The 24,726-nt window shown below is 39.0% G+C and carries 13 protein-coding genes, 2 tRNA genes and 3 rRNA genes; 8 read left to right on the forward strand and 10 right to left on the reverse strand.

Features of this window, described 5'->3' with window-relative positions:
• The first annotated feature begins 30 nt into the window (after window positions 1-30).
• From A9996_RS05435 to rrf, 8 genes are all read left to right on the forward strand, one after another.
• Window positions 31-1,641: an aryl-sulfate sulfotransferase gene (locus A9996_RS05435; protein ID WP_066431991.1), complete on the forward strand. Its 1,611-nt coding sequence runs from the start codon at window positions 31-33 to the stop codon at window positions 1,639-1,641.
• Between the two features lie 499 nt (window positions 1,642-2,140).
• Window positions 2,141-4,069, forward strand: a complete 1,929-nt coding sequence (locus A9996_RS05440; protein WP_066431993.1) for a putative porin — start codon at window positions 2,141-2,143, stop codon at window positions 4,067-4,069.
• 1,250 nt (window positions 4,070-5,319) lie between these two features.
• The gene (locus tag A9996_RS05450) at window positions 5,320-5,649 is read left to right on the forward strand and encodes a hypothetical protein (protein ID WP_066432001.1); all 330 of its coding nucleotides are present in this window, start codon (window positions 5,320-5,322) and stop codon (window positions 5,647-5,649) included.
• 275 nt (window positions 5,650-5,924) lie between these two features.
• Window positions 5,925-7,442, forward strand: a 16S ribosomal RNA gene (locus A9996_RS05455).
• Window positions 7,443-7,652: 210 nt separating this feature from the next.
• Window positions 7,653-7,726, forward strand: a tRNA-Ile gene (locus A9996_RS05460).
• 83 nt (window positions 7,727-7,809) lie between these two features.
• Window positions 7,810-7,886: transfer RNA gene (locus tag A9996_RS05465), tRNA-Ala, on the forward strand.
• A 430-nt stretch (window positions 7,887-8,316) separates the two neighbouring features.
• Window positions 8,317-11,147 (forward strand): 23S ribosomal RNA (locus tag A9996_RS05470).
• A 142-nt stretch (window positions 11,148-11,289) separates the two neighbouring features.
• Window positions 11,290-11,398: ribosomal RNA gene (gene rrf / locus A9996_RS05475) — 5S ribosomal RNA — on the forward strand.
• Together the 16S, 23S and 5S rRNA genes with 2 tRNA genes alongside form the textbook arrangement of a ribosomal RNA operon.
• Window positions 11,399-11,986: 588 nt before the next feature.
• Here rrf and A9996_RS05480 read toward each other — a convergent pair.
• The 10 genes from A9996_RS05480 to A9996_RS05525 all read right to left on the reverse strand — a co-directional run bounded on the left by A9996_RS05480 (window position 11,987) and on the right by A9996_RS05525 (window position 24,620).
• A complete protein-coding gene (locus A9996_RS05480) occupies window positions 11,987-12,217 on the reverse strand; it encodes a DUF6095 family protein (RefSeq protein ID WP_066432003.1) in 231 nt (76 codons plus the stop codon).
• 367 nt (window positions 12,218-12,584) lie between these two features.
• Window positions 12,585-13,400 (reverse strand): DUF4249 domain-containing protein, encoded by an 816-nt coding sequence (locus A9996_RS05485; RefSeq protein WP_066432006.1) that lies wholly within the window; start codon window positions 13,398-13,400, stop codon window positions 12,585-12,587.
• Window positions 13,401-13,402: 2 nt separating this feature from the next.
• The gene (locus tag A9996_RS05490) at window positions 13,403-15,778 is read right to left on the reverse strand and encodes a TonB-dependent receptor (RefSeq protein ID WP_066432011.1); all 2,376 of its coding nucleotides are present in this window, start codon (window positions 15,776-15,778) and stop codon (window positions 13,403-13,405) included.
• Window positions 15,779-15,888: 110 nt separating this feature from the next.
• A complete protein-coding gene (locus A9996_RS05495) occupies window positions 15,889-18,126 on the reverse strand; it encodes an NADP-dependent isocitrate dehydrogenase (RefSeq protein ID WP_066432013.1) in 2,238 nt (745 codons plus the stop codon).
• Between the two features lie 94 nt (window positions 18,127-18,220).
• Window positions 18,221-18,793, reverse strand: a complete 573-nt coding sequence (locus A9996_RS05500) for a pentapeptide repeat-containing protein (RefSeq protein WP_066432015.1) — start codon at window positions 18,791-18,793, stop codon at window positions 18,221-18,223.
• A gap of 703 nt (window positions 18,794-19,496) precedes the next feature.
• The gene (gene rplS / locus A9996_RS05505) at window positions 19,497-19,847 is read right to left on the reverse strand and encodes a 50S ribosomal protein L19 (RefSeq protein WP_066432017.1); all 351 of its coding nucleotides are present in this window, start codon (window positions 19,845-19,847) and stop codon (window positions 19,497-19,499) included.
• A 194-nt stretch (window positions 19,848-20,041) separates the two neighbouring features.
• Window positions 20,042-20,719, reverse strand: a complete 678-nt coding sequence (gene trmD, locus A9996_RS05510) for a tRNA (guanosine(37)-N1)-methyltransferase TrmD (RefSeq protein WP_066432203.1) — start codon at window positions 20,717-20,719, stop codon at window positions 20,042-20,044.
• A gap of 103 nt (window positions 20,720-20,822) precedes the next feature.
• Window positions 20,823-21,440: a tRNA (guanine-N1)-methyltransferase gene (locus tag A9996_RS05515; protein ID WP_066432021.1), complete on the reverse strand. Its 618-nt coding sequence runs from the start codon at window positions 21,438-21,440 to the stop codon at window positions 20,823-20,825.
• 143 nt (window positions 21,441-21,583) lie between these two features.
• Window positions 21,584-23,032 (reverse strand): glyceraldehyde-3-phosphate dehydrogenase, encoded by a 1,449-nt coding sequence (locus tag A9996_RS05520; RefSeq protein WP_066432023.1) that lies wholly within the window; start codon window positions 23,030-23,032, stop codon window positions 21,584-21,586.
• Window positions 23,033-23,204: 172 nt separating this feature from the next.
• Window positions 23,205-24,620 (reverse strand): trypsin-like peptidase domain-containing protein, encoded by a 1,416-nt coding sequence (locus A9996_RS05525; protein ID WP_066432025.1) that lies wholly within the window; start codon window positions 24,618-24,620, stop codon window positions 23,205-23,207.
• Window positions 24,621-24,726: the final 106 nt, after the last annotated feature.

Below are 24,726 nucleotides of genomic sequence, written 5' to 3' on the forward strand. Positions count from 1 at the left end.
TTTGTGACGGTTTTTTTATGCTTATATTTAATGAAAAACTTAAGACATATGAAAAAAACTATACTTTTTATTTTAATATTATTTTGCGAATTCGCTATTGCTCAAGAAACCGTTGGTTTGGTATATAGTGATATTAATGAAACCAAAGCTGATGGTTATACTCTATTTAACACCTTATCTGACGATAGAGTTTATCTCATTAATAATTGTGGAGAAGTTGTCAATCAATGGGATTTTTCTGGAAAGAACAGTAAACAAAGTTATTTGTTGGAAAATGGAAATTTATGGCAAAGTGATCAAGAAACTGCTGATATAAGAGATTGGGACAACAATGTAATTTGGAGCGTTGAATTTAACTCCTTAGGGTTTAGAATTCATCATGACATTGCACCCTTACCAAATGGGAACTTTTTACTTTTAATTAGAGACACTTATACTGACGTAGAAATGTTGGCACAAGGAAAAGATACATCTTTTGATGGATCTAGGTTTGTTTTAGATAAAATTATAGAAATTGAACCTGTAGGAACAAATTCTGCTAACATCGTTTGGGAATGGAAATTTTTTGATCACTTGATTCAGCAATTTGATTCATCAAAACCTAATTTTGGAAGCATCTCTGCTAATCCTCAGTTATTGGATATGAATTATGAAGCCTTCAATTCTGTAGATTATACGCATGGAAATGGTATTGACTACAATGCAGACTTAGATCAGATCATGATATCTGCTAGACACACTAGTGAGATTTATGTAATTGACCATAGTACAACGACTGCACAGGCTGCGTCAAACTCAGGTGGAATTTACGGAAAAGGAGGCGATTTTCTTTGGAGATGGGGCAATCCCGCTGTTTACGATAGCGGAACGGCTGCAAATCAAACATTAGGAAAGCAACATGATGCTAAATGGATAACTGATGGTATTCATAAAGGTAAAATTTCTGTATTCAGTAATGACGCTTATGGGACTGACCTTTCAGCGTCTTCTGCTCATATAATTGAACCAAATGATGTTGATGGTGTATATAATTTGGATAAAGGTAAATTTTCACCAGAAGATTATTTTTGGTCGTATAATGGAACAATCTTAGGTGAAATACTGCGGGAGAATTCTAGAAGTGGTGTTCAAATCATGCCTAACGGAAATGCTTTGATTAATGAAACCAATAAAGGAAGAATTTCTGAGGTGGACAGCTCTGGAAAGGTGATTTGGGTATATAAAATCCCTATTAGTGGAGGAACTACGTTTGATCAATATACAAAAGAAATTGCTGATAATGGCTCTTTCAGGGCCACTAGGTATCCTGAAAATTATGTTGGATTTGACGGATTAACCATTGTTAGTTCAGGAATTATTGAAAATGAAAATTCTATTTCTGCCAATTGTGCTAAGCTGTTATCAGTTGATAATTTATATTTTAGTGATTTAAGAGTTTACCCTAATCCTACAAAAGATTGGTTGAATTTCAATTTTAATAAGCCTATTGATCAAATTAAGGTGTATGATATCTATGGAAAAATTGTATTAACTCAAACAAATGCTGAACTTGTAAATTTAGAAAGCTTAGCAAATGGGCTATATGTAGTTAAAATTTTATCTGGTGGAAGTACTGATTCCCTTAAAATAATAAAGAATTAAGGAGTAAACACCGTCATAAGCATTGATAAATAGATCTTTTATGGATATAAAGTCCATGGGGAAAATTTGACATGGCCTTTTCCAATTTGGCTTCAATATAATCAAAACTTCACGATGAAGAGGTTGAAATCTAACTTGTTATTTATAAGACAACTGTGGGTATGGAACTTGCGTTTTTCATAAGTAGATTAAAAAAATGAAATTAGCAGCCTACAATGCTAATTTACGTAGAGTTGAATAAAACCATAGTAACTATTATTATAAAAGACCGAACAAGTTATCTTGTTCGGTTTTTTTATTGCCATCATATGTCGAGATTTTAGATAACAATTATTCTAAACTTTTTGTTTCTGGTTTCGGATTACTGCAAGAAGATCTTATTCTGTTTTTCTTCGCCTTAACAACTGTAAGAGTAGCACATGAGATTACTCACATTATCTCCATAATATACAACCCAAATAGAAGTTATATTATTATTTTTGTCACTCAATAATTAAAAATGAATAAAGTTTTTATAGTCGTCTTTGTAATGCTTTTTAATGTCTGTACAATTTTTTGCCAGACCAAATTGTCAAGAGAGGGCAATGGATCAATTAGCGACACTCTACAATCAAAGAACAAAAACAAAGTTGCCAAAATTGAGCAGTATCTTATTATAGGCGCTGATAGAGATACCACATATGTGGATACAACTCTGTCCATAAAGAAAGACTATAAATTCAATTACTTAAGAGAAGACGAATTTGGACTACTGCCTTTTTCCAACTTAGGGCAAACGTACAACCGTCTCATACATGACTTTAAGGACAATCGATCGCTTCCATTATTTGGGGCGCGCGCCAAACATTTCAACTATTTTGAAGCGGATGATATCAATTATTACCACGTCCCAACACCGTTGACCGAGTTGTTCTATAAAACCGCTTTTGAACAGGGCCAGCTATTGGATGCTTTTTTCACGGTCAATACTTCTGAACAATTCAATTTCTCCGTAGCCTATAAAGGGCTTCGTTCTTTAGGCAAGTACCAGCATATCTTGACCAGCGCTGGTAATTTCCGATTTACAACCAACTATATCACGAAAAATCAAAAATACCAAGCAAGAGCGCATGTTGTAATGCAAGACATTCTTAACGAAGAGAACGGAGGATTGACAGTTGAAGATGTTGAAAATTTCAAATCAGGAGATCCGGAATTTATTGACCGATCAGTATTTGCTCCAAATTTTGAAAATGCAGAAAATAATCTTGAGGGCAAACGCTTCTATCTAGACCATCAATACAATCTTATAAAACCATCCGACAGTTTGACAAATAGCTTGAGTATCGGTCAAACTATTTCTTTTGAAGATAAATATTACCAATTTACCCAAGCGGCGCGTAGTGATTTTTTTGGGGAGGCATTTTTAAACCTTAAAATCAATGACAAAGTGACGCTCGAGGATTTTTCCAATCGGTTCTTTGTCCAGTACCAAAACCAAACTCTAGGGCAATTGCAATTCAATGCCGACTATAACAAGTACAATTACGGATATGATGCTATAACGGTAATTAGCGGAGAGCGCATCGTAAACAGATTAAAAGGGAGTGTTTTCGGAATTGGAGGCAGCTATAAAAATACGATTGGTGGCTTCCATTTAGATGGAACCTTTGGTCTAAACCTATCCGGAGATTTTAGCGGGAATTATATAGATCTCAATGCATCTTACAAACTCAATTCTGATTTCAACGTATTGGCAAATCTAAACACCAGCTCAAAATCACCTAATTTTAATATGTTGCTCCACCAAAGTGATTATCTCAATTATAATTGGGATAATAGTGCGGGTTTTGAAAATATTCAATCACAAAATTTGGGATTCAAGCTAGTCTCTGATCGTATCGCTACCGCGGGAGTAGAATACACCACCATAAATAACCACACCTATTTTGCAAAGGATATTACTGATAATGTCAAACCAATGCAAACAAACCAAACCATCAATTACGTAAAGATAAATGTATCCAAAGAATTCAAGTTTGGTAAATTTGCTTTAGACAATACCATAATGTATCAAAATGTTTTGGATGGAGAAGGCCTATTAAATGTGCCAGAATTGATAACGCGAAATACAATTTATTTTTCAGATCACCTGTTTAAAAAGGCACTCTTCCTTCAAACGGGAATTACCCTTAACTATTTCACAAGCTATGCTATGGATGCCTATGATCCTTTATTGGCCGAATTTTATGTCCAAAACCAAACCACAATAGGCGATTTTCCGAGATTGGACTTTTTTGTCAATGCCAAAATAAGACAGACCCGAATTTTCATTAAGGCAGAACATTTCAATGCGTCATTTACAGGATATGATTATTTCTCCGCTCCCAACAATCCATACAGAGACTTTACCATTCGTTTTGGGCTCGTTTGGAATTTCTTTCTTTAATATTTAAACTCTAAAGACCACCTTTGCTAACATGACCTTGGTAGAATTTCTCTTCAATGTCGAGATGCCTTGTCTCATTTGAGAGATAAGAATTGGCAGTTCATCTCTGGTGTTATTTGGATGGATAGCATAATTTAAGAATTAATAGTGCTGATCCTAATCTCCAATTCTGTCCACAAGCTGATTGAGTAGGTGAAAATGGTAGCATTTCCATACCTTACTATACTATAGGACACATTCTATTTAAACTCAAAATCATACTCATGCAATTCCGTAAATCTTCAAATAGTTTATTGATGGGGATGCGTTTTACAAATGTTTTTGCCTCGAAATTTAAAGGAGTTTTTAGTATTGACCTCTTTCTGAAGCTCACTTAAATTCCTTGTACCCAATTAACCATTACTCAGCATTTAATGTCATTGATGTTTTATATGAATGAGTTCACAACTACTGTGCTTAATAATAGTAATAATAATAATAAATCCATCAACGCTCTGAGTTTACCTTATTATAATGACGCTTTTATTTATTTGGGCGTTTGTGTTGCCGAAGGGGCAACCCACCGCGCTCTCGCCCCTCACTTTTCACAGTCGCCGCCGGCGCCTGTAAAAGAGTTCAAGCAGGGGGCTCCATCGCTAACGCGGCCCGGGCAACATCTGTAAAGTGGGCGCTTTGGGATGTCAACATGACAAGATCTGAGATCCATTCCATAAAGATGTCGGTCCGCAGCTCCCCATTTTAGATTGCAGAAGCTCAGCGCCTGGTTCCCAAAACAAGGGATCGGGGTTTTTCCGTGAATTCAAACCAACGATAGTCTTACCTGTATATCTAAATATATCTAGATAATTAGTGTCCTATTATATAGTCGGCATGTATGATGTTCGGGTATTTGGTTTCCTGGATCGTCAAACTTCGGCACCATCCCGCCATAATCTTTATGGTATTGAGAGGTGCTGGAACTGGGAATCGAATTGTAAAGTGGGCGCTTTGGGATGTCAACATGATAAAATCTTAGATCGATTCCATGGAGATACTACGCCGCAGCTCCCCATTTTAGATTTTAAAATCTCAGCGCCTTCTTCCCTAAACAAGATAAAAAGCTTTTTCGTGAACCCAATCCAACAAAAGTCTTACCTATATATATGTAACGAGAGTCCCATATATCATATCCCTGAGTTTTTTTCGGCCATTTGTTATCCTGGAGCGGCACGCTTCGCCGCCTTCCCGTCATATTTTTTAGGCCCGGCACCATGGGTCAAGAACAGTCGTGGGCAGCGATCCGGCCTTGGGCCAGGGCAGGGCCAGCTTTTTTGGCCCCTAAAGCCTTCATTTTCAGATCGGAGAAAAAAAGTCAAAAAAAAGTGGGCGAATTTGTTGTTTGCAAAAGAAAAAGGGTTGTATATTTGCACCCCGCAAACGAGGTGGCCAAGGCCGCCGAGAGCAAGGAAAAACGTTCATGTACAGACCAAAAAAAGAAAAGCGAAATTTTCGAAAAAAAAGTTTTGCAGATCAAAAAAGAGGTTGTATGTTTGCAGCCGCAAAAAACGGCAACGTTGGGAGCGGAGAGTTCATTAAAATAATGTTTGTTGTAGTTGATTGGAGTGTGAAAAAAAACTTTCAAAAAAAACTTTCAAAAACATTGCGAGGAACAGAAAAGGGTTTTATATTTGCACCCGCTTAGCGATTGAGTTCGCTGGGAGAGACAAGAAACAAGTTCATTAACATATTGGATTGACAGCGTAGCGAAGTACTGGAAACGGTATTAGCACAAAAAGAGAACAAACCATTTTGAGTACCAAAAAATTGAATTTCCTTTGGTCGTTGAAAAGTACTGGGCGCAAGCCCAAAAAAATTAACGATGAAGAGTTTGATCCTGGCTCAGGATGAACGCTAGCGGCAGGCCTAACACATGCAAGTCGAACGGTAACAGCACTTCGGTGGCTGACGAGTGGCGCACGGGTGAGTAACGCGTATGCAACCTACCTTTCACAGTGGGATAGCCCAGAGAAATTTGGATTAATACCGCATAGTATGCAGGACCAGCATTGGATCTGTATTAAACATTTATGGGTGAGAGATGGGCATGCGTTCTATTAGTTAGTTGGAGTGGTAACGGCACCCCAAGACAGCGATAGATAGGGGCCCTGAGAGGGGGATCCCCCACACTGGTACTGAGACACGGACCAGACTCCTACGGGAGGCAGCAGTGAGGAATATTGGACAATGGGCGCAAGCCTGATCCAGCCATGCCGCGTGCAGGAAGACGGCCCTATGGGTTGTAAACTGCTTTTATACAGGAAGAAACACCCCGACGTGTCGGGGCTTGACGGTACTGTAGGAATAAGGATCGGCTAACTCCGTGCCAGCAGCCGCGGTAATACGGAGGATCCAAGCGTTATCCGGAATCATTGGGTTTAAAGGGTCCGTAGGTGGACGATTAAGTCAGAGGTGAAATCCTGCAGCTCAACTGTAGAATTGCCTTTGAAACTGGTTGTCTTGAATCATTGTGAAGTGGTTAGAATATGTGGTGTAGCGGTGAAATGCATAGATATCACATAGAATACCGATTGCGAAGGCAGATCACTAACAATGTATTGACACTGATGGACGAAAGCGTGGGGAGCGAACAGGATTAGATACCCTGGTAGTCCACGCCGTAAACGATGGATACTAGCTGTACGGACTTCGGTCTGTGTGGCTAAGCGAAAGTGATAAGTATCCCACCTGGGGAGTACGTTCGCAAGAATGAAACTCAAAGGAATTGACGGGGGCCCGCACAAGCGGTGGAGCATGTGGTTTAATTCGATGATACGCGAGGAACCTTACCAGGGCTTAAATGTAGATTGACAGGTTTAGAGATAGACTTTCCTTCGGGCAATTTACAAGGTGCTGCATGGTTGTCGTCAGCTCGTGCCGTGAGGTGTCAGGTTAAGTCCTATAACGAGCGCAACCCCTGTTGTTAGTTGCCAGCGAGTCATGTCGGGAACTCTAGCAAGACTGCCAGTGCAAACTGTGAGGAAGGTGGGGATGACGTCAAATCATCACGGCCCTTACGTCCTGGGCTACACACGTGCTACAATGGTGGGGACAGAGAGCAGCCACTGGGCGACCAGGAGCGAATCTATAAACCCCATCACAGTTCGGATCGGAGTCTGCAACTCGACTCCGTGAAGCTGGAATCGCTAGTAATCGCATATCAGCCATGATGCGGTGAATACGTTCCCGGGCCTTGTACACACCGCCCGTCAAGCCATGGAAGCCGGGAGTGCCTGAAGTCCGTCACCGCAAGGAGCGGCCTAGGGTAAAATTGGTAACTAGGGCTAAGTCGTAACAAGGTAGCCGTACCGGAAGGTGCGGCTGGAACACCTCCTTTCTAGAGAAAGACGGCCAAGGAAGTAAGAGTGATTGGAAAAGGGATGTTTTGTTCTCCCGCTGTTAATTTAATAATATACTATAGTAGAGTCTCATAGCTCAGCTGGTTACCCGCCCGCGCCGAAAAGGCACGTTCGGACGGGGAGCGCAGCGCTCTTTTAAGTTTTTATCGACGATAATGACTTGAGGTCAGGTTTAGAGATTTTAAAACAGTCTCATAGCTCAGCTGGTTAGAGCGCTACACTGATAATGTAGAGGTCGGCAGTTCGAGTCTGCCTGAGACTACTAACTACTATAGAAAGGAAATTCTGGAAGCTAGAGAATTCTAAATTCGTAATTCTGAATTCAAAAATTCTGAATTCCAAATTGGGGGATTAGCTCAGCTGGCTAGAGCGCCTGCCTTGCACGCAGGAGGTCATCGGTTCGACTCCGATATTCTCCACCAAAGTACCCGTGAAAACGGGTATCTCACAGAGAGATCTGTAAGTTCATTACATATTGAATAGAGACTCGGCACAAATAGGGTGCTGGAGCGTCCCGAAAACGGGAAGGTCATCGGTTCGACTCCGATATTCTCCACTAAAAAGTACAGAGATATAAGTACAAAGTATCAAGATTCGTCTTAATACTTAATACTAAAAGTCTTAATACTTTTAAACGTTCATTGACATATTGAAAAAAGATACATAAAAAATATTACTGTTACAGTTTTAGGACTGTAATAAAGTAACATTTAGATTGATTAGGGTTTACGAGCTTTTAATCAATCTAATAAAGTTTGGTTTATGAGATTTAAGATCAGTGTTTGGTACTTGTACCGAAAACCGCGACTAAAAACTGTAAACTGAATAGTAACTCATTAAAAGACAAAAGTACAATAAGCTACATAAGAGCGTATGGGGAATGCCTAGGCTCTCAGAGGCGATGAAGGACGCGATAAGCTGCGAAAAGCTGCGGGGATTGGCACATACAAATCGATCCGCAGATATCCGAATGGGGCAACCCACCATATTGAAGATATGGTATCCTGCAAAGGAGGCAAACCCGGAGAACTGAAACATCTAAGTACCCGGAGGAGAAGAAAACAAAAGTGATTCCGTAAGTAGTGGCGAGCGAACGCGGATTAGCCCAAACCGGCACTGTTACGGCAGTGCCGGGGTTGTAGGACCACGAGATTCGAAGCACGATGAATTAGAACCCTTTGGAAAGAGGGGCCAGAGACGGTGATAGCCCGGTATAGGTAAAGACTGCATAGATAGTGGTATCCTGAGTAGTGCGGGGCACGTGAAACCCTGTATGAATTTGGCGGGACCATCCGTTAAGGCTAAATACTCCTGAGAGACCGATAGTGAACCAGTACCGTGAGGGAAAGGTGAAAAGAACCCTGAATAAGGGAGTGAAATAGAACCTGAAACCATACGCTTACAAGCGGTCGGAGCCCTTTAGGGGGTGACGGCGTGCCTTTTGCATAATGAGCCTACGAGTTACCGTTGCCAGCGAGGTTAAGTGGTTAAGCCACGGATCCGTAGCGAAAGCGAGTCTGAATAGGGCGCTTTAGTTGGTAGCGGTAGACGCGAAACCGTGTGATCTACCCATGGGCAGGTTGAAGTTTAGGTAACACTAAATGGAGGACCGAACCGGTTGACGTTGAAAAGTCTTCGGATGACCTGTGGGTAGGGGTGAAAGGCCAATCAAACTCGGAAATAGCTCGTACTCCCCGAAATGCATTTAGGTGCAGCGTTGATTTATAGTTTTATAGAGGTAGAGCTACTGATTGGATGCGGGGGCTTCACCGCCTACCAATTCCTGACAAACTCCGAATGCTATAAAATGTTGGTCAGCAGTGAGGGCCTGGGTGCTAAGGTCCAGGTCCGAGAGGGAAAGAACCCAGACCATCAGCTAAGGTCCCCAAATATATGTTAAGTTGAAATAACGAGGTTGAACTGCTTAGACAGCTAGGATGTTGGCTTGGAAGCAGCCATTCATTTAAAGAGTGCGTAACAGCTCACTAGTCGAGCGGTTCGGCATGGATAATAATCGGGCATAAACATATTACCGAAGCTATGGATCCCGTTTTTACGGGATGGTAGGGGAGCATTGTAGTGTCGTCGAAGGTGTGCTGTGAGGCATGCTGGAGAAGCTACAAAAGAAAATGTAGGCATAAGTAACGATAATGCGGGCGAGAAACCCGCACACCGAAAGACTAAGGTTTCCTCAGCTATGCTAATCAGCTGAGGGTTAGTCGGGGCCTAACGCGAACCCGAAAGGGGAAGTGGATGGACAACCAGTTAATATTCTGGTACCTGCTCACGTTAAAAGTGACGGAGGCGTATATTTGGTGCGTGCTGACGGAATAGCACGTTGAAGCGAGCAGTAATGCCGCGATAGTACACTGAGGCTACGGCCAAGGTGATAATCCAGAAAAGCGACTTCCAAGAAAAGCGAGTGAAGCAGCCCGTACCGCAAACCGACACAGGTAGTTGGGATGAGAATTCTAAGGTGCTCGAGAGATTCATGGCTAAGGAACTAGGCAAAATTGACGCGTAACTTCGGGAGAAGCGTCGCCCCACTCCGGTGGGGCCGCAGTGAAAAGATCCAGGCGACTGTTTATCAAAAACACAGGGCTCTGCTAAATCGAAAGATGATGTATAGGGCCTGACACCTGCCCGGTGCTGGAAGGTTAAGAGGAGGGTTTAGCTTCGGCGAAGATCTGAATTGAAGCCCCAGTAAACGGCGGCCGTAACTATAACGGTCCTAAGGTAGCGAAATTCCTTGTCGGGTAAGTTCCGACCTGCACGAATGGTGTAACGATCTGGATACTGTCTCAGCCATGAGCTCGGTGAAATTGTAGTATCGGTGAAGATGCCGATTACCCGCAGTGGGACGAAAAGACCCCGTGCACCTTTACTATAGCTTAGTATTGGTTTTGGATAAGTAATGTGTAGGATAGGTGGGAGACTTCGATCCTGCGTCGCCAGGCGTAGGTTAGTCATTGTTGAAATACCACCCTTTGCTTGTCTAGAGTCTAACCCTTGAACAAAGGGGACAGTGCTTGGTGGGTAGTTTGACTGGGGTGGTCGCCTCCAAAAGAGTAACGGAGGCTTCTAAAGGTTCCCTCAGCACGCTTGGTAACCGTGCGCAGAGTGCAATGGCATAAGGGAGCTTGACTGAGAGACATACAGGTCGATCAGGTACGAAAGTAGAGCATAGTGATCCGGTGGTTCCGCATGGAAGGGCCATCGCTCAAAGGATAAAAGGTACGCCGGGGATAACAGGCTGATCTCCCCCAAGAGCTCATATCGACGGGGGGGTTTGGCACCTCGATGTCGGCTCGTCACATCCTGGGGCTGGAGAAGGTCCCAAGGGTTGGGCTGTTCGCCCATTAAAGTGGCACGCGAGCTGGGTTCAGAACGTCGTGAGACAGTTCGGTCTCTATCTACTGTGGGCGTTAGAAATTTGAGTGGATCTGACTCTAGTACGAGAGGACCGAGTTGGACGAACCTCTGGTGCACCAGTTGTCACGCCAGTGGCATTGCTGGGTAGCTACGTTCGGAAGGGATAAGCGCTGAAAGCATATAAGCGCGAAACCCACCACAAGATGAGATTTCTTTAAAGGGCCGTGGAAGATTACCACGTTGATAGGCCATAGGTGTAAAGGCAGTAATGTCATAGCCGAGTGGTACTAATAGCCCATAGGCTTATTGTACGCCTGTTTTTTATTAGAGTACAACTGTTTTTTTTATGTATATCCACGCTTAGCGTGCTTTTTTCAATATGTCAAGATATTTGTCACATGCATTTGTGACGCTGTAGGTAATGATACATTTCATTACGCCGCAGCTATGACTTAAGGTGGTTATAGCGACGGGGCTCACCTCTTACCATTCCGAACAGAGAAGTTAAGCCCGTTTGCGCCGATGGTACTGCATCTCGTGGGAGAGTAGGTCGTCGCCTTTTTTAGAGAGTCCCCAACATTTATTTGTTGGGGACTTTTTTGTTTGTATATGTTCACAAATTATAATCATGATAATTAAAACCAATTATTTTTTGATTGAGCTTGTTGTTAATCTAAAGAAGCATAATTTGACTTTTGTAAAGATGCTAAAATTTGTTCTTAACACTCAAACTGCTGTTTTTGTAAGGTTCGTTTAGGTCAAAAAACATTCCACGCTAGATTCTATTTCACTCTATCGGCTTGAATGTGTTCTCTCACAATGTGTCTTAGCACTATAAATCAGGAAAGGATTTGGTTTTGTCAGGAGATTTCCAAATGAAATTTATAACTAGGACATAGTTTTAAGATTAATAAGTGACGTTTTTGAAGAACCAATAGTTACTAGGTTTCGAAACTATCTAAAGTAGTAACTAGAAGTAGAGCGTGAACTGATTAAAATCGAGGTTAGAATGTTCAAGCAGTCTTTTCTTTGTATTATCTTATATTGATCGTACTTCTAAAAATTAAGAAAATATTCATGATTAACATAAATTATAATGGAAATCTATAGTTGCGCATTCTTCCAAGTTACTATAGGATGATACTGTATTTTAATTTTTAAATAAACTCTGCATAATAATGTAGATACCTCTGAAAAGGAAGAAAATAGCGCCAAGGCACAGTACAATTGCAATAATGAGCACTAATATGTAGGTAGGCTTGTCAGGATTGCTGAACGCAAGGTGCAGCATTGTTGGTCCCAAAAACATTAACACCACACAGATACCCATATTTTGAATCCCTTTAACAAGTAAGTCTTTATTGGTTCTCTTAGTTTCCATGCGTATAGTTTTGAATTGCTGAGCTCACAAAGTGTTGTGAATTCTTAAAAGTTCTTGTGGTTGCTGTAAGATAATATTAAGCTCTTTCACGATCATCTTAATACTTCTTCCTATTAATTTTTGAGAGGTTCCAGCTTTCATGCGTGAATGTTTTTGTTGTAATCAAATTTCAAACACTTGTTTTTATAGATGATCGTAGCGTTAATAGTCTTCTGTGATTTTATGGAATTGCATAGTTCAAAAATACGAATTTTTTTATTGCGTCGGCACTGGTGTTTTGGTTAGTAAGATAATGAGAACAGTATGCCTACTCCCTGACAGATAAGGACCATTTTGAGCAAAAAAATTATAAAGCCAAAGCACATATTTATTGCACGGTATAAACGAGCTCAGAAACTTCTGAAAGTCTAAAATATCCTAATGGAAAATTCTCAGGGTTTGTTTCATTCACGCAATTACCCTTAACCACTGAGGGTTGGGTTTCAAAAGGTCCACCGCTGGCATCGCTATTTTGTTGGAGCAAGATGAACATATAGTTGTAAAAGCGTTCTGAAACTCCAAAATTCCTGATCGTAACCTGGTCTCCAACTTCCAAATCCTCCTCTGTGTAAAAACCGAATATTTGATTGCCGTTGTTAAACCTATCCTCATAAACTGCTAGGGATGGGATGACAGGAATATTACTTCTAAATTCGAAAAAATAGAAGTTGGTTTCATCTGCAGGATCTGTGTAATAGGCTTTCAATTCAATTTCATCGCCTGAAAATCCACCTTCATTGTTTTGATCTACAAAATCTATTGGCACCACAGCTACAAACGTTTCAGTAGCGCTGTAAACTTCGTCATTATATGTGATGCTAAGCTTATAGGAGGTATTAATTTGAGGTATAAAATTGTAATTTTTATAGATGCCCGTAGTGCCTTCTTCAGTAAAAGTATAGAGCGTATTATTTTGGTCTGTAACCGTCACAGTTGCACCGTTTGCTGGCGGAATGGTTACATCAAAATAAGGAGCTGTGAGTGATAATTTAATAGCTTGCTCATTTCCAGAAGTACCTTTGTACCAGTTTATGGACGCTTCAATAACCAATTTCGGATCGGCATTGTTTAGATCGACCTCTATGACATCTTCACATGACGTTTGGAGAAGTAAAAAACTTAATAAAAATATATACTTTCTCATCTTTAGAATTTAAAATTGTAAGAAACTGAGGGAATGATTCCAAATAGCGCCAGACGGTTCGCCTCATTGGCACCAGTATCCCTATTTTCTCTAAAGGTTATAGAGGCTGCGTTTTTGCGGCCATACACATTATACACACCAAAAACCCATTCGCCCTTCCATCTTTTGGTTGAATTTGGGTTAGGATTGTAATTCACTGAGAGGTCTAAGCGATGATAACTTGTTAAACGGCTAGAGTTTCTCGGCTCGTAATTTGGAATAGTGATACCATTGTATTGATACTGCCCATTTGGAAAGGTTGTAGGCTGTCCGGTCTGGAAAATAAAATTGCTGCTGAAACTCCACTTATCATCAAGGTCATAACTAGATGTTATAGAAATATCGTGGGTTTTATCATAAGGGGTATTGTACCACTGGCTATTATTGATTCCCGTTTCCAAGGCGGTTCTTCCCGGAGTTTGTTGTTCTGACTTTGATAGGGTATAGGCAATCCATCCTTTTAATCGGCCTTCATTTTTTCTCAATAAAACCTCTAATCCGTAAGCTCTTGCCTTTCCATTTAATATGACTTGCTCAATAGCATCATTGGCAATAAGGTTGGCGCCATCTATATAGTCTATTCGGTTTTTAATGTCTTTGTAAAAGGTTTCAACTTCCAATGAATACTTATTGTTCTTAAATGTTTTGAAATAGCCTAGCGCAATCTGATCTAATAATTGTGGTTTGATATACTTGCCGCTGGGAGCCCAAACATCTAAAGGGGTGGGAGAACTGGTGTTGGAAAGTAGATGTAAATATTGGCTCATTCTATTATAACTCGCTTTTATAGAAGTATTTTCATTGAGCTGATAGGCCATAGCCAAACGCGGTTCTAAATTCATAAACGATTCTATCACATCAGATCGGTCATATCTGTTTATGCCAATAGCTTCTGCTTTTTCATAAATTTGGAGCTCCTCATTAAAATTCACAGCGTGGTCATTTTCATAACTATTCAATTCTTTTTGCCCAAGGCGATGGAATGTACTCAATCTTAAACCATACGATACTGCAAACCTTTGGCTCAGCTCGTGTTCTGCATCTATATAAATGGCATTTTCAAACGCATATTTTTTGATGAGATCATAAGGGTTGATACCAGAAGTTTCAGTAGTTGGCTTTATTTCTCCCGGATTGAATGTGAGATAAAGACTGTTTAATCCATACTCCAATTTAAAATTTGAAGTGATATAATGTTTGAAATCGTATTTAAGATTAAAGTTTTTAATTCCAGATTTCCAATCAAATTCAACAAAATTGAGTGCAAGTCCATAATAATAGTCAGAGTAAATGAGGGATAAATTTGAAAACAATTTATCAGAATACAGATGATTCCATCTAAAATTTAGAACGGTATTGCCATAGGTGTTCTCAAAACTATCTGATATTTCAAAAACATCCCTTCCAAAATAACCTGAAAGATAAATGTTGTTGTTTTGATTGATATTCCAGCTCAGCTTGGTATTTAGATCGTAAAAATAGGCTTTACTATTGATGTCGAAAAGGGGTAAAAACAAATGCGCATAACTAGAGCGCCCACCAAATAAAAAGGATGCTTTTTCTTTCTTAAGCGGACCTTCGACCAACAGTCGGCTTGAGACAATACCGATACCACCACTCATCTGATATTCATTACTGTTGCCTTCTTTTTGATAAATGTCCAAGACGGAAGAAACACGTCCACCATATTTTGCAGGAATGCCACCTTTATAAAGTTTGAGGTCTTTAATCGCATCTGGATTAAATACAGAAAACAACCCAAAAAGATGGGACGAATTAAAAATGGTCGCTTCATCCAAGAGAATCAAATTTTGATCTACCGCGCCACCTCTCACATTGAATCCGGAAGAGCCCTCGCCAGCGTTGGTAACACCAGGTAATAATGTAATGGATTTAATCACATCTACTTCTCCCAACACCGCGGGCATTTGTTTGATGGTATTTATGGAAAGTGAATTGACACTCATTTGAGGTTTTCGAATGTTCAACTTCTCAACATTTTCTGTGATGATAATTTCTTCTAAACTTTCAGTCGATTCTGTAAGTTTATAATTCAAGGTTTTATTTTCATCAATGGTTATCGTTTCAGAAATACTGTTAAACCCTAAATAACTGATTTGAAAATTATAAGTTCCTTTTGCTAAGGTTATGGAGTAGAAGCCATATTCATTAGTTATAGTTCCGGTTTGGAGTTCTGGGAAAATAATATTGACACCAATCAAGGTCTCATTACTGCGTTGATCTGTAATTTTTCCGCTTAACGTATATTTTTCTTGTGCAGATAAATAGAGTGGCAAACATAACATGAGCCATAGTGAAACTTTAATTTTATTAATCATCTGCAAATTTTCGTTAAAAATAAAAAAAGCCCCTTGATAAAAGGAGCTTTTTGTGATAATATTGTTTAATTATTTTTAAATAATTGTAAACAAACATAAAGAAATATCTCTTAAAGGTGTTCTGCTTTATTTTTGAGAATGGCGTTAAATGTTGAACTAGGTCTCATAACATTATTTAACTGATCTTCATTGGGTTTATAATAACCACCAATTGAAACTGGTTTACCCTGCACGTCATTTAACTCATTAACAATAGTATTTTCATTGGTTTTTAATACTTCAGCAAGTACTTTAAACTCTTGTTGTAATTGGATGTCTAAAGATTGGTTAGCCAAAGCCTCAGCCCAATACAGTGCCAAATAAAAATGACTGCCTCTGTTGTCCAATTCCCCAGACTTGCGAGAGGGCGATTTTCCGTTATCCAATAATTTTCCAGTAGCCTCATCTAGCGTGTCTGCCAAAATTTGAGCTTTAGAGTTATCATTCTTTTCAGCAAGATGCTCTAAAGACACGGCTAAGGCTAAGAATTCGCCTAAGGAATCCCAACGCAAATGATTTTCCTCTACAAGTTGATCAACGTGCTTGGGAGCCGAACCTCCAGCTCCTGTTTCAAATAATCCACCACCATTCATTAGAGGTACGATGGAAAGCATTTTTGCACTTGTTCCCAATTCCAGTATAGGAAAAAGGTCTGTTAAATAATCGCGCAATACGTTTCCTGTTACTGAGATGGTGTCTTTTCCATCTTTTATGCGCTCTAGGGTAAAGGTTGTGGCTTCAACAGGAGACATGATTCTGATATCTAAGCCAGCCGTATCATGATTTGGAAGGTATTTATTTACTTTTTTGATCAATTCCACATCATGGGCTCTGTTTTTATCTAACCAGAAAATGGTTGGTGTATGTGTTGCTTTCGCTCTTGACACCGCTAATTTTACCCAATCCTCAATTGGCGCATCCTTAACTTGACACATTCTCCAGATATCTCCCTTCTCAACATCATGTTCAACGAGTGTCTTTCCTTCAGAATTGACAACAACAACTTTACCGTCATTGGTCATTTCAAAAGTTTTGTCATGGGAGCCATATTCTTCTGCTTTCTGGGCCATCAGACCAACATTTGGAACGGTTCCCATTGTAGTGGGATCAAAAGCGCCATGTTTTTTACAGAAATCGATGGTGGCTTGGTATAGACCTGCATAACTACTATCAGGAATAACTGCTAATGTATCTTCAGGTTTACCTTGGGCATTCCACATTTTACCTGATGTTCTAATCATAGCTGGCATAGACGCATCAACAATAACGTCACTTGGAACATGAAGATTGGTAATACCTTTATCTGAATTTACCATGGCTAAATCTGGACCGGTGGCAATTTCTTTTTCGATTGCAGCTTCTATTTCTTTGCGTTTGGCATCAGGAAGTTCTTTTAATTCGTCATGTAAATTTGCCAATCCGTTACTTGGGCTGAAACCAATCTGCTTGAATTCATCATGGTATTTATCAAAAACATCATTAAAAAATACTTCTACCGCATGACCAAATATGATAGGATCAGACACCTTCATCATAGTCGCCTTTAAATGCAAGGAATAGAGAATGCCTTTATCTTTAGCTTCTTTTACAGTGTCTTTTAAAAATGAAATTAGTGCTTTTTTGCTCATTATTGAGGCATCAATAATTTCGCCATCCTGCAATTTTAAATTGTCCTTTAAAACCTTTGAGTTGCCATCTTTTCCAATGAATTTTATGCTGACAGTATCTGCCTTTGATAGGGTCAAAGATTTTTCAGTATGAAAGAAATCCCCTTCAGCCATGGTCGCTACTTCAGTTTTTGAATTAGGAGACCATTCTCCCATAGAATGCGGATTTTTCTTGGCGTAATTTTTTACTGCCTTCGGGGCACGTCTGTCTGAGTTACCTTCACGGAGTACTGGATTGACGGCACTTCCTTTTATTTTATCATAACGTGATCTGATGTCTTTATCTTCCTCTGTTTTAATGTCATCAGGAAAGTTTGGGACATTAAATCCTTGAGATCTCAACTCAGCAATTGCTTCCTTAAGTTGTGGAACGGAAGCACTGATATTTGGCAATTTAATGATGTTTGCTTCAGGGTTTTTAGCAAGTTCTCCCAATTCGGCCAAAGCATTTGGTACTCTTTGATCGTCCTTTAAGAAATCAGGAAAAACGGCTAAAATACGTGCTGCCAAAGAAATGTCTTTAGAAACAATGTCAATGTTTGATGACGCCGTAAATGATTTTATGATTGGTAGTAACGAGCGTGTTGCCAATGCGGGTGCTTCGTCCGTTTTTGTGTAAATGATAGTGGAAGTTTTTGCCATAGTACTGTGAATTTAATTTTTAAGGATTCGCCCTAAATTAGGCTGTGCAAATATACAAAATTGAGATTAGCATATAAAGCCAAAAAGCAAGCAATTAAACAATACTAATTTGATACTGCTGCAGCAATCCCAAGACATTTTCTTTTGAAAATATGGCTTTTGTGATCGTATTTTTTTCCGGATGTATACTGAAGTTTTCTGAAGAGCTCAAATTGGCATTTTTTAGATTTGTTTTTTCAAATATGGCATGCTTAAAATCGCAGTTTTCGAATAGTGAACCCGTAAAATCTGCTTCCGTGACATTTGAATGATTTAGATTGCAGTTGATGAACTTGGTTTTCTTGAGTTTCAATTTGTAAAATGACGAGAATTGCAATTGGCAGTTTGAAAAGGTAAAGGACAATAAAAATGGATTGCAATCCTGAAATTGAAGTCCTATTAGTTTGCAATCGATAAAATCTGTTTGTCTTAATACAGTATGTTTTAAAGAGGCATTACTGAAGTTGCAGGTATCAAATTGGCATTCTACAAAAGTGATGTGCGACAGATCAGCATCTGTAAAGTTGCAGTTTGTAAACGTGCAGTTGTCATATTCTGCTTTTTGAAGTGGGTTCTCTGTAAAATCAGTAGTATTATAATCTTTCGAATCAATAAAGGGTAGTGTCATTGGTTGTAATAAAGGAATGTAAATGGAAAGTTAAGCGGAATGTATTTAAAAAACAAAAGCCATATCATTGTAGCTAAACTACCTTGACATGGCTTTCTTTGAAATAGTAACATGATCTTATTAGCATTTCTGCTAAATTAGCCGACTAAAACTCACATTTTACAATCGTCTTTTTCAATTCAAGATGTACTACTTCAATAAAACATTTTCTAACTGTCAAAATGTATTGAACTGTTAGTCAAATGTTTCAGTTTGACGTTTTTCTTGATGAATTCTCTTTTGCAATTCGCTTTCACAACTTACAAAATCCAATACATTGCTCCCTACATTAGTATTCACTTTCGTTGCTACCATCTTTGGAAACTTTCAACTTTATTAGTTACAACCTGCCTAAACATGTGGCACTTTTTAAAGTATCATGATTTTTTATCTGTACACGTTTGAACGTGACCTTTAAAAAACCTCAAAAAACAATCTATAAAGAACGTTACTTTAAGCGATTTAAATTAAGTTCAATTTTTGAGGTTGAAACCAACACTGGGGTTGTTATCAAATCGTTTTACTAATTTACAAAAATAGACCTATAATCCAAGGATTTCAAGATATTAGTTTCCAACAGGTTATGAACTTAGGTTATTAACATTTGTTCATAAAAAAAAGCCTTGATGATCTCAAGGCTTCTTTTACTGTATGTTTAAGGATTCTATCCTCTTCTTTCTTTAATTCTTGCTTTTTTACCAGTAAGACCTCTAAAGTAGTAAATACGTGCGCGTCTCACTTTACCTTTTTTGTTCACTTCAATTTTTTGAAGTGCAGGAAGGTTGATTGGGAAAATACGCTCAACACCAATTGTCCCTGACATTTTACGGATTGTAAACGTCTCTGAACTACCAGAACCTTTGCGTTGCAATACGACACCTTTAAAGAACTGTGTACGTTTCTTCTCGCCCTCTCTAATTTCGTAGTACACTGTGATTGTATCACCAGCGCCGAACTTAGGATATTCTTTTTTTTCTACAAATTCGTCTTGTACAAATCTTACTAAAGAATTCATTTTTTTAATTTTTAAGATTGATCCAAACCAACATTCACGGAGATCGCCAGAGGTTAATCTGAAAGTGGATGCAAAAGTAATGAATAATTGATAATTAACAATTAAGAATGAAAAAAAATTTTTGTTGTTTGATGTTAAGTTGGTCGATGGAAGACCGAAGACCGAAGACTGAAGACTGCCAACTGAAGACTAACTCAATCCTCTAACAAATCAGGACGTCGCTCTTTTGTGTGCTGATACGCTTGGTCCTCACGCCACTTTTCAATATTGGCAAAATGACCCGTGAATAAAATTTCAGGAACTTTCATGCCTTTATATTCCCGTGGTTTGGTATAAATGGGTGGTGCCAGTAAATTATCTTGAAAGGAATCTGTAAGTGCCGATGTTTCATTTCCCAAAACTCCAGGGATCAGTCTTATTATAGCATCACATAACACCGCTGCTCCCAATTCGCCACCAGAAAGCACGTAATCTCCAATGGAAATCTCTTTGGTGATAAGCAGATCTCTGACACGTTGATCTACGCCTTTATAATGTCCACAAAGGATAATAATATTTTCTTTTAACGATAGGGTATTGGCAATGCCTTGGTTTAACGTTTTGCCATCAGGAGTCATATAGATCACGTCATCATAGTCACGTTCTTGTTTCAACTTAGAAATACATTTGTCAATAGGTTCTATCATCATCACCATTCCTGCGCCACCGCCAAATTGCGTGTCATCAATAGATTTGTAATTGTCGGTAGTATAATCCCGTAGGTTATGAAAATGAACTTCTACTAAACCTGCTTCAATGGCACGTTTCAAGATAGAAGCCTCAAAAGGGCTTTTAAGTAACTCTGGTAAAACGGTAATAATATCTATGCGCATGGTATTGTATCTACGCTGCAAAGATGCGAAAAAAGTACTCAGTTTTTTGTGTTCAGTTGGCATAAAAAAATCTGCAAGGTTGATTGCAGTATTTTTTCGTAAATTACTTTGTAGTTTTTTGTTTATTGATTTCGTCCTGCAGTTGACGTCTTACTTTTTGTTCGCGCTCTAAGGCCGTGCGGCGATGTTCTTCAAATTCTTCTTCCGTTTCGACTAAAGTTACTTTTGCAAGTTTGGTCACTGAATTACTATTTCTAAATTTATAAATAAAGAACAGCAATAATGCAAACAATGCCCCAATAATACTCCACATTAATACATTGTAATTGCTTTTGCTCATCTGCAACCCGAACAAAGCCATATTATCCTTCTCTTCATTAGTATCTGTCAACGTGGATTTGGTCTCAGAGAGGTTGCTTTTTAAGCTGGTGATTTCCGTAGCCTGATTATTTACAATGGCCTGCGTGTCCAACAAATTCTTCTGGATTGCCTTTAAGGAATCTATAGTATGGGATTTTAAAGTATAAAGCCAAGTTTTCTTTACAACTTTATAATCTTGGTAGTCGTTAGATTTTTGAATCACATATTCAAACTGGTTGTCAATAGATCCTTCTGTCAAGGACAGTGTGTCATCTTGATCGTTTGCAGCTTCTTGCGCGTTTACAACGACAAAAATCAGGCATGAAACAAGGGTGAAGGTTAGTGTTTTTAAAGAATACATTCGATTTGATTTTCTGATAGGTTTAAATTTCGGACAAGATAAAAAATTAAATGTAGATGGTTGCTACTATTTAAAACAAATAGCCTCACGTTTAGGAGGCTATTTTATATACGATTGAAGTTTTAATTTAGATGTTCGGTTTATTAATAATATGTATAACGTCTCACTTTTGATATGTATTTTGCCAATCGGATGACTTGGTGGCTATAGCCATATTCATTATCATACCAAATGTACAGAATGGCATTTTTGCCATCAGGTCTTACAATCGTGGCCTTACTGTCATAAATTGAGGGGGCTGAACAGCCCACAATATCGCTAGACACTAACTCATCACTCAACTCATATTTTATTTGCTCTACAAGATGGCCTTCTAAAGCGTACTTTTTCATGATTTTATTGATTCCATCGATTGATGTTGGTTTTTCCAATACTAAATTCAAAATTGCCAAAGAGCCGTTCGGAACCGGGACACGAATAGCATTTGATGTCAATTTACCTTCCAGAGATGGCAATGCTTTTGCAACGGCACTTCCTGCACCGGTTTCAGTAATCACCATATTTAATCCTGCAGCGCGACCACGACGGTATTTGTCGTGAAAATTATCAACTAAATTCTGATCATTGGTATACGCGTGAATGGTTTCCAGATGGCCATATTTCACACCCAATGTCTCTTCAATGGCCTTCAATATTGGAGTGATTGCATTTGTTGTGCAAGATGCTGCTGAAAATATATCAATTTTATCAGGATCGTGCTCCAAATGATTCACACCGTGTACAATGTTGGGAATGCCTTTAGCGGGAGCTGTTAACAACACTTTACTAACACCTTTTGATTTAAGGTGTCTGCTCAACGCTTCATGATCCCTGAAGGCACCTGTATTGTCAATCACGAGCGCGTCTTTAATTCCGTATGCAGTATAATCAATATCTTCAGGAGCATTGGCTGAAATGATATTCACTGTAGTTCCATTAATTATTAGGGCACTATTTTCCAAATCGGCAGTTACAGTTCCAGAAAAGTCACCATGTACAGAATCGTTACGCAACAAGGAGGCTCTCTTTTCTAAAACGGTTTGGTCAATCTTCCCGCGGGTGACGATGGCTCTTAGTCGCATTTGACTGCCTTTACCAGTTTTGGTCATCAATTCTCTAGCTAACAATCTGCCAATCCTCCCAAACCCGTAAAGAACAACGTCTTTAGGTTTTATGGAGTCATTCTTACTAGCACCTTTAAGTTTGTCAGCTACAAAGGCGGTGGCATTGGAATATTTTTGATCTTCCAAATGGTACTCATACGTAAGTTTTCCAATATCTAATTTTGCAGGCGGTACATCTAGGGTTTTGATGGCCTGTGCAATTTCAACGGAATCGAAAATTGAAATTGGTTTTTGAACAAATTCACCTGCATATTCATGCAAATTTAGAATCTGACTGACATTCTTATCAATTAACTGATTTCTAAATAATACCAGCTCAATAGATTTGTCATACCAAAGGTCGCTTACTATTTTAATAAATTCAACTGTTGCCTTTCGTCTATCTGCTTGAAAAGCCAATTCGTTCTCATAAGTTCCGTTCAAACTCATTATGTAAAGATTTAGTGTCTGCGTTATTAACAGAGTGGTTGTTTGTCTCCCCCGAACTTTCGGGTGTGCAAAAGTAATATATTTCAATCGTTTTCGTAAAGTTTTCCTTCAATAAAAAACCCTTCGGAAACGTATTGTGCCAAAGGGTTTAAATTATCTAAGTGGGTGGAGCTTACCTAAAAATAAAACTTTCTTTTTGTCCTGAACTTGTTATAACAGATAGTTTTTTGATGTTCTCCTCCAAAGCGTCCCCATACTTAAGTTTTAGTTTCATTACATCATCTACATTTTTAATAGTCTGATCGTTGATTGCTGTAATAATATAACCTGTGTTGATTCCTAAATTCTTATAAAGTGCATAGTTTCCATTTTTGATAACCGCGACACCATTGCTGATATTACTGCTTTCTTTGACATCATTAGGAATGTTTCTCAGTTGCATTTCTAAAAATTCTATGGTGAGAATTTCGCTTTTAGACAAGGTTACCGGGATGTTCTTTTCGGATCCATTTCTTATGACCATCAAATTAACTACATCTTTAGGTCGTTTTGTGCTCAAATAACCGCTCAAATCAGAGAATTTTGAAATGGTAATATTATCAATTTTCTTGATGATATCTCCTTTCTTGATACCCGCTTTTTCTGCTCCAGAGCCTTCTTCAATTTCGCTTACATAAAAGCCTTGCGTAGCATTTACCTCAAAGGACTCAGCAGATTTACTATTCAGTTCACCACCTCTAACGCCCAAGATACCGTTTTGGACATTGCCAAACTCCATAATATCTTCAACAACTTTTCGCGCAATGTTACTAGGTACGGCAAAAGAATATCCTATGTAAGAGCCAGTTTGTGAGGATATGGCCGTATTGATGCCAATTAGCTCTCCACGTGTATTGACCAGTGCACCGCCTGAATTTCCTGGGTTTACGGCAGCATCTGTCTGTATAAAGGACTGCGAGTTGATACCTGATAAATCTCTAGATTTGGCACTAATAATTCCTGCAGTTACTGTAGAGGTTAAATTGAAAGGGTTTCCTACTGCCAGTACCCACTCACCAACTTTGGCCTGATCTGAATCTCCAAATGTTGCAAATGGTAAATCGTCTCCTGCGTCAATTTTCAATAATGCGATATCGGTTTTTTCATCGGTCCCAATAAGTTCAGCATTATAGATCTTATTATTATTTAAGGTGATGGAAAGCTGTTGAGATCCATTAATAACGTGGTTATTGGTAATAATATAGCCATCTGGTGAAATGATCACACCACTTCCTGTGCCCACTTGAGCGCGCTCTGGGCTTCTACCCATATATAAATCTTGTAGCGTCAATGGCGCTTTGCTAATTGTGGTATTCTTAACGTGCACCACGGCATGAACAGCATCCTCAGCAGCTACCGTGAAATCTGGAGCGGTCATGTTGCCATAAGTTGTTACCGCCTTGTTGCTTGTTTGAAAATAAGACAGTGCAGAATCAGAGTCGGTAACAGTTACAAGGCTATCTTGTTCTTCTAGAAACAATTTGTAGGTAGAGAGTGTCATGACTCCACCTAGTGCAGATGCTAAAATTAGGGTTAAAATTTTTTTCATTTTAAATATAGTTTACTAATGATTTATGAAATTAAGTGAATTTGAATGTCTATCGTTAACGATTAAAAATAATTTTTTATTGAGTGTCAATTCTTCTTTTAACGAT

Origin of the sequence: Gelidibacter algens (assembly GCF_001678675.1) — a bacterium.
Classification (GTDB): domain Bacteria; phylum Bacteroidota; class Bacteroidia; order Flavobacteriales; family Flavobacteriaceae; genus Gelidibacter; species Gelidibacter algens.

Coding starts and splice junctions, on each gene's coding strand:
- A9996_RS05515 (WP_066432021.1), bottom strand. CDS start 21,440: ATGTATTCTTTAAAAACACTAACCTTCACCCTTGTTTCATGCCTGATT.
- trmD (WP_066432203.1), bottom strand. CDS start 20,719: ATGCGCATAGATATTATTACCGTTTTACCAGAGTTACTTAAAAGCCCT.
- A9996_RS05435 (WP_066431991.1), top strand. CDS start 31: ATGAAAAACTTAAGACATATGAAAAAAACTATACTTTTTATTTTAATA.
- A9996_RS05495 (WP_066432013.1), bottom strand. CDS start 18,126: ATGGCAAAAACTTCCACTATCATTTACACAAAAACGGACGAAGCACCC.
- A9996_RS05480 (WP_066432003.1), bottom strand. CDS start 12,217: ATGGAAACTAAGAGAACCAATAAAGACTTACTTGTTAAAGGGATTCAA.
- A9996_RS05485 (WP_066432006.1), bottom strand. CDS start 13,400: ATGAGAAAGTATATATTTTTATTAAGTTTTTTACTTCTCCAAACGTCA.
- A9996_RS05440 (WP_066431993.1), top strand. CDS start 2,141: ATGAATAAAGTTTTTATAGTCGTCTTTGTAATGCTTTTTAATGTCTGT.
- A9996_RS05490 (WP_066432011.1), bottom strand. CDS start 15,778: ATGATTAATAAAATTAAAGTTTCACTATGGCTCATGTTATGTTTGCCA.
- A9996_RS05525 (WP_066432025.1), bottom strand. CDS start 24,620: ATGAAAAAAATTTTAACCCTAATTTTAGCATCTGCACTAGGTGGAGTC.
- A9996_RS05520 (WP_066432023.1), bottom strand. CDS start 23,032: ATGAGTTTGAACGGAACTTATGAGAACGAATTGGCTTTTCAAGCAGAT.
- A9996_RS05500 (WP_066432015.1), bottom strand. CDS start 18,793: ATGACACTACCCTTTATTGATTCGAAAGATTATAATACTACTGATTTT.
- rplS (WP_066432017.1), bottom strand. CDS start 19,847: ATGAATTCTTTAGTAAGATTTGTACAAGACGAATTTGTAGAAAAAAAA.
- A9996_RS05450 (WP_066432001.1), top strand. CDS start 5,320: ATGGGTCAAGAACAGTCGTGGGCAGCGATCCGGCCTTGGGCCAGGGCA.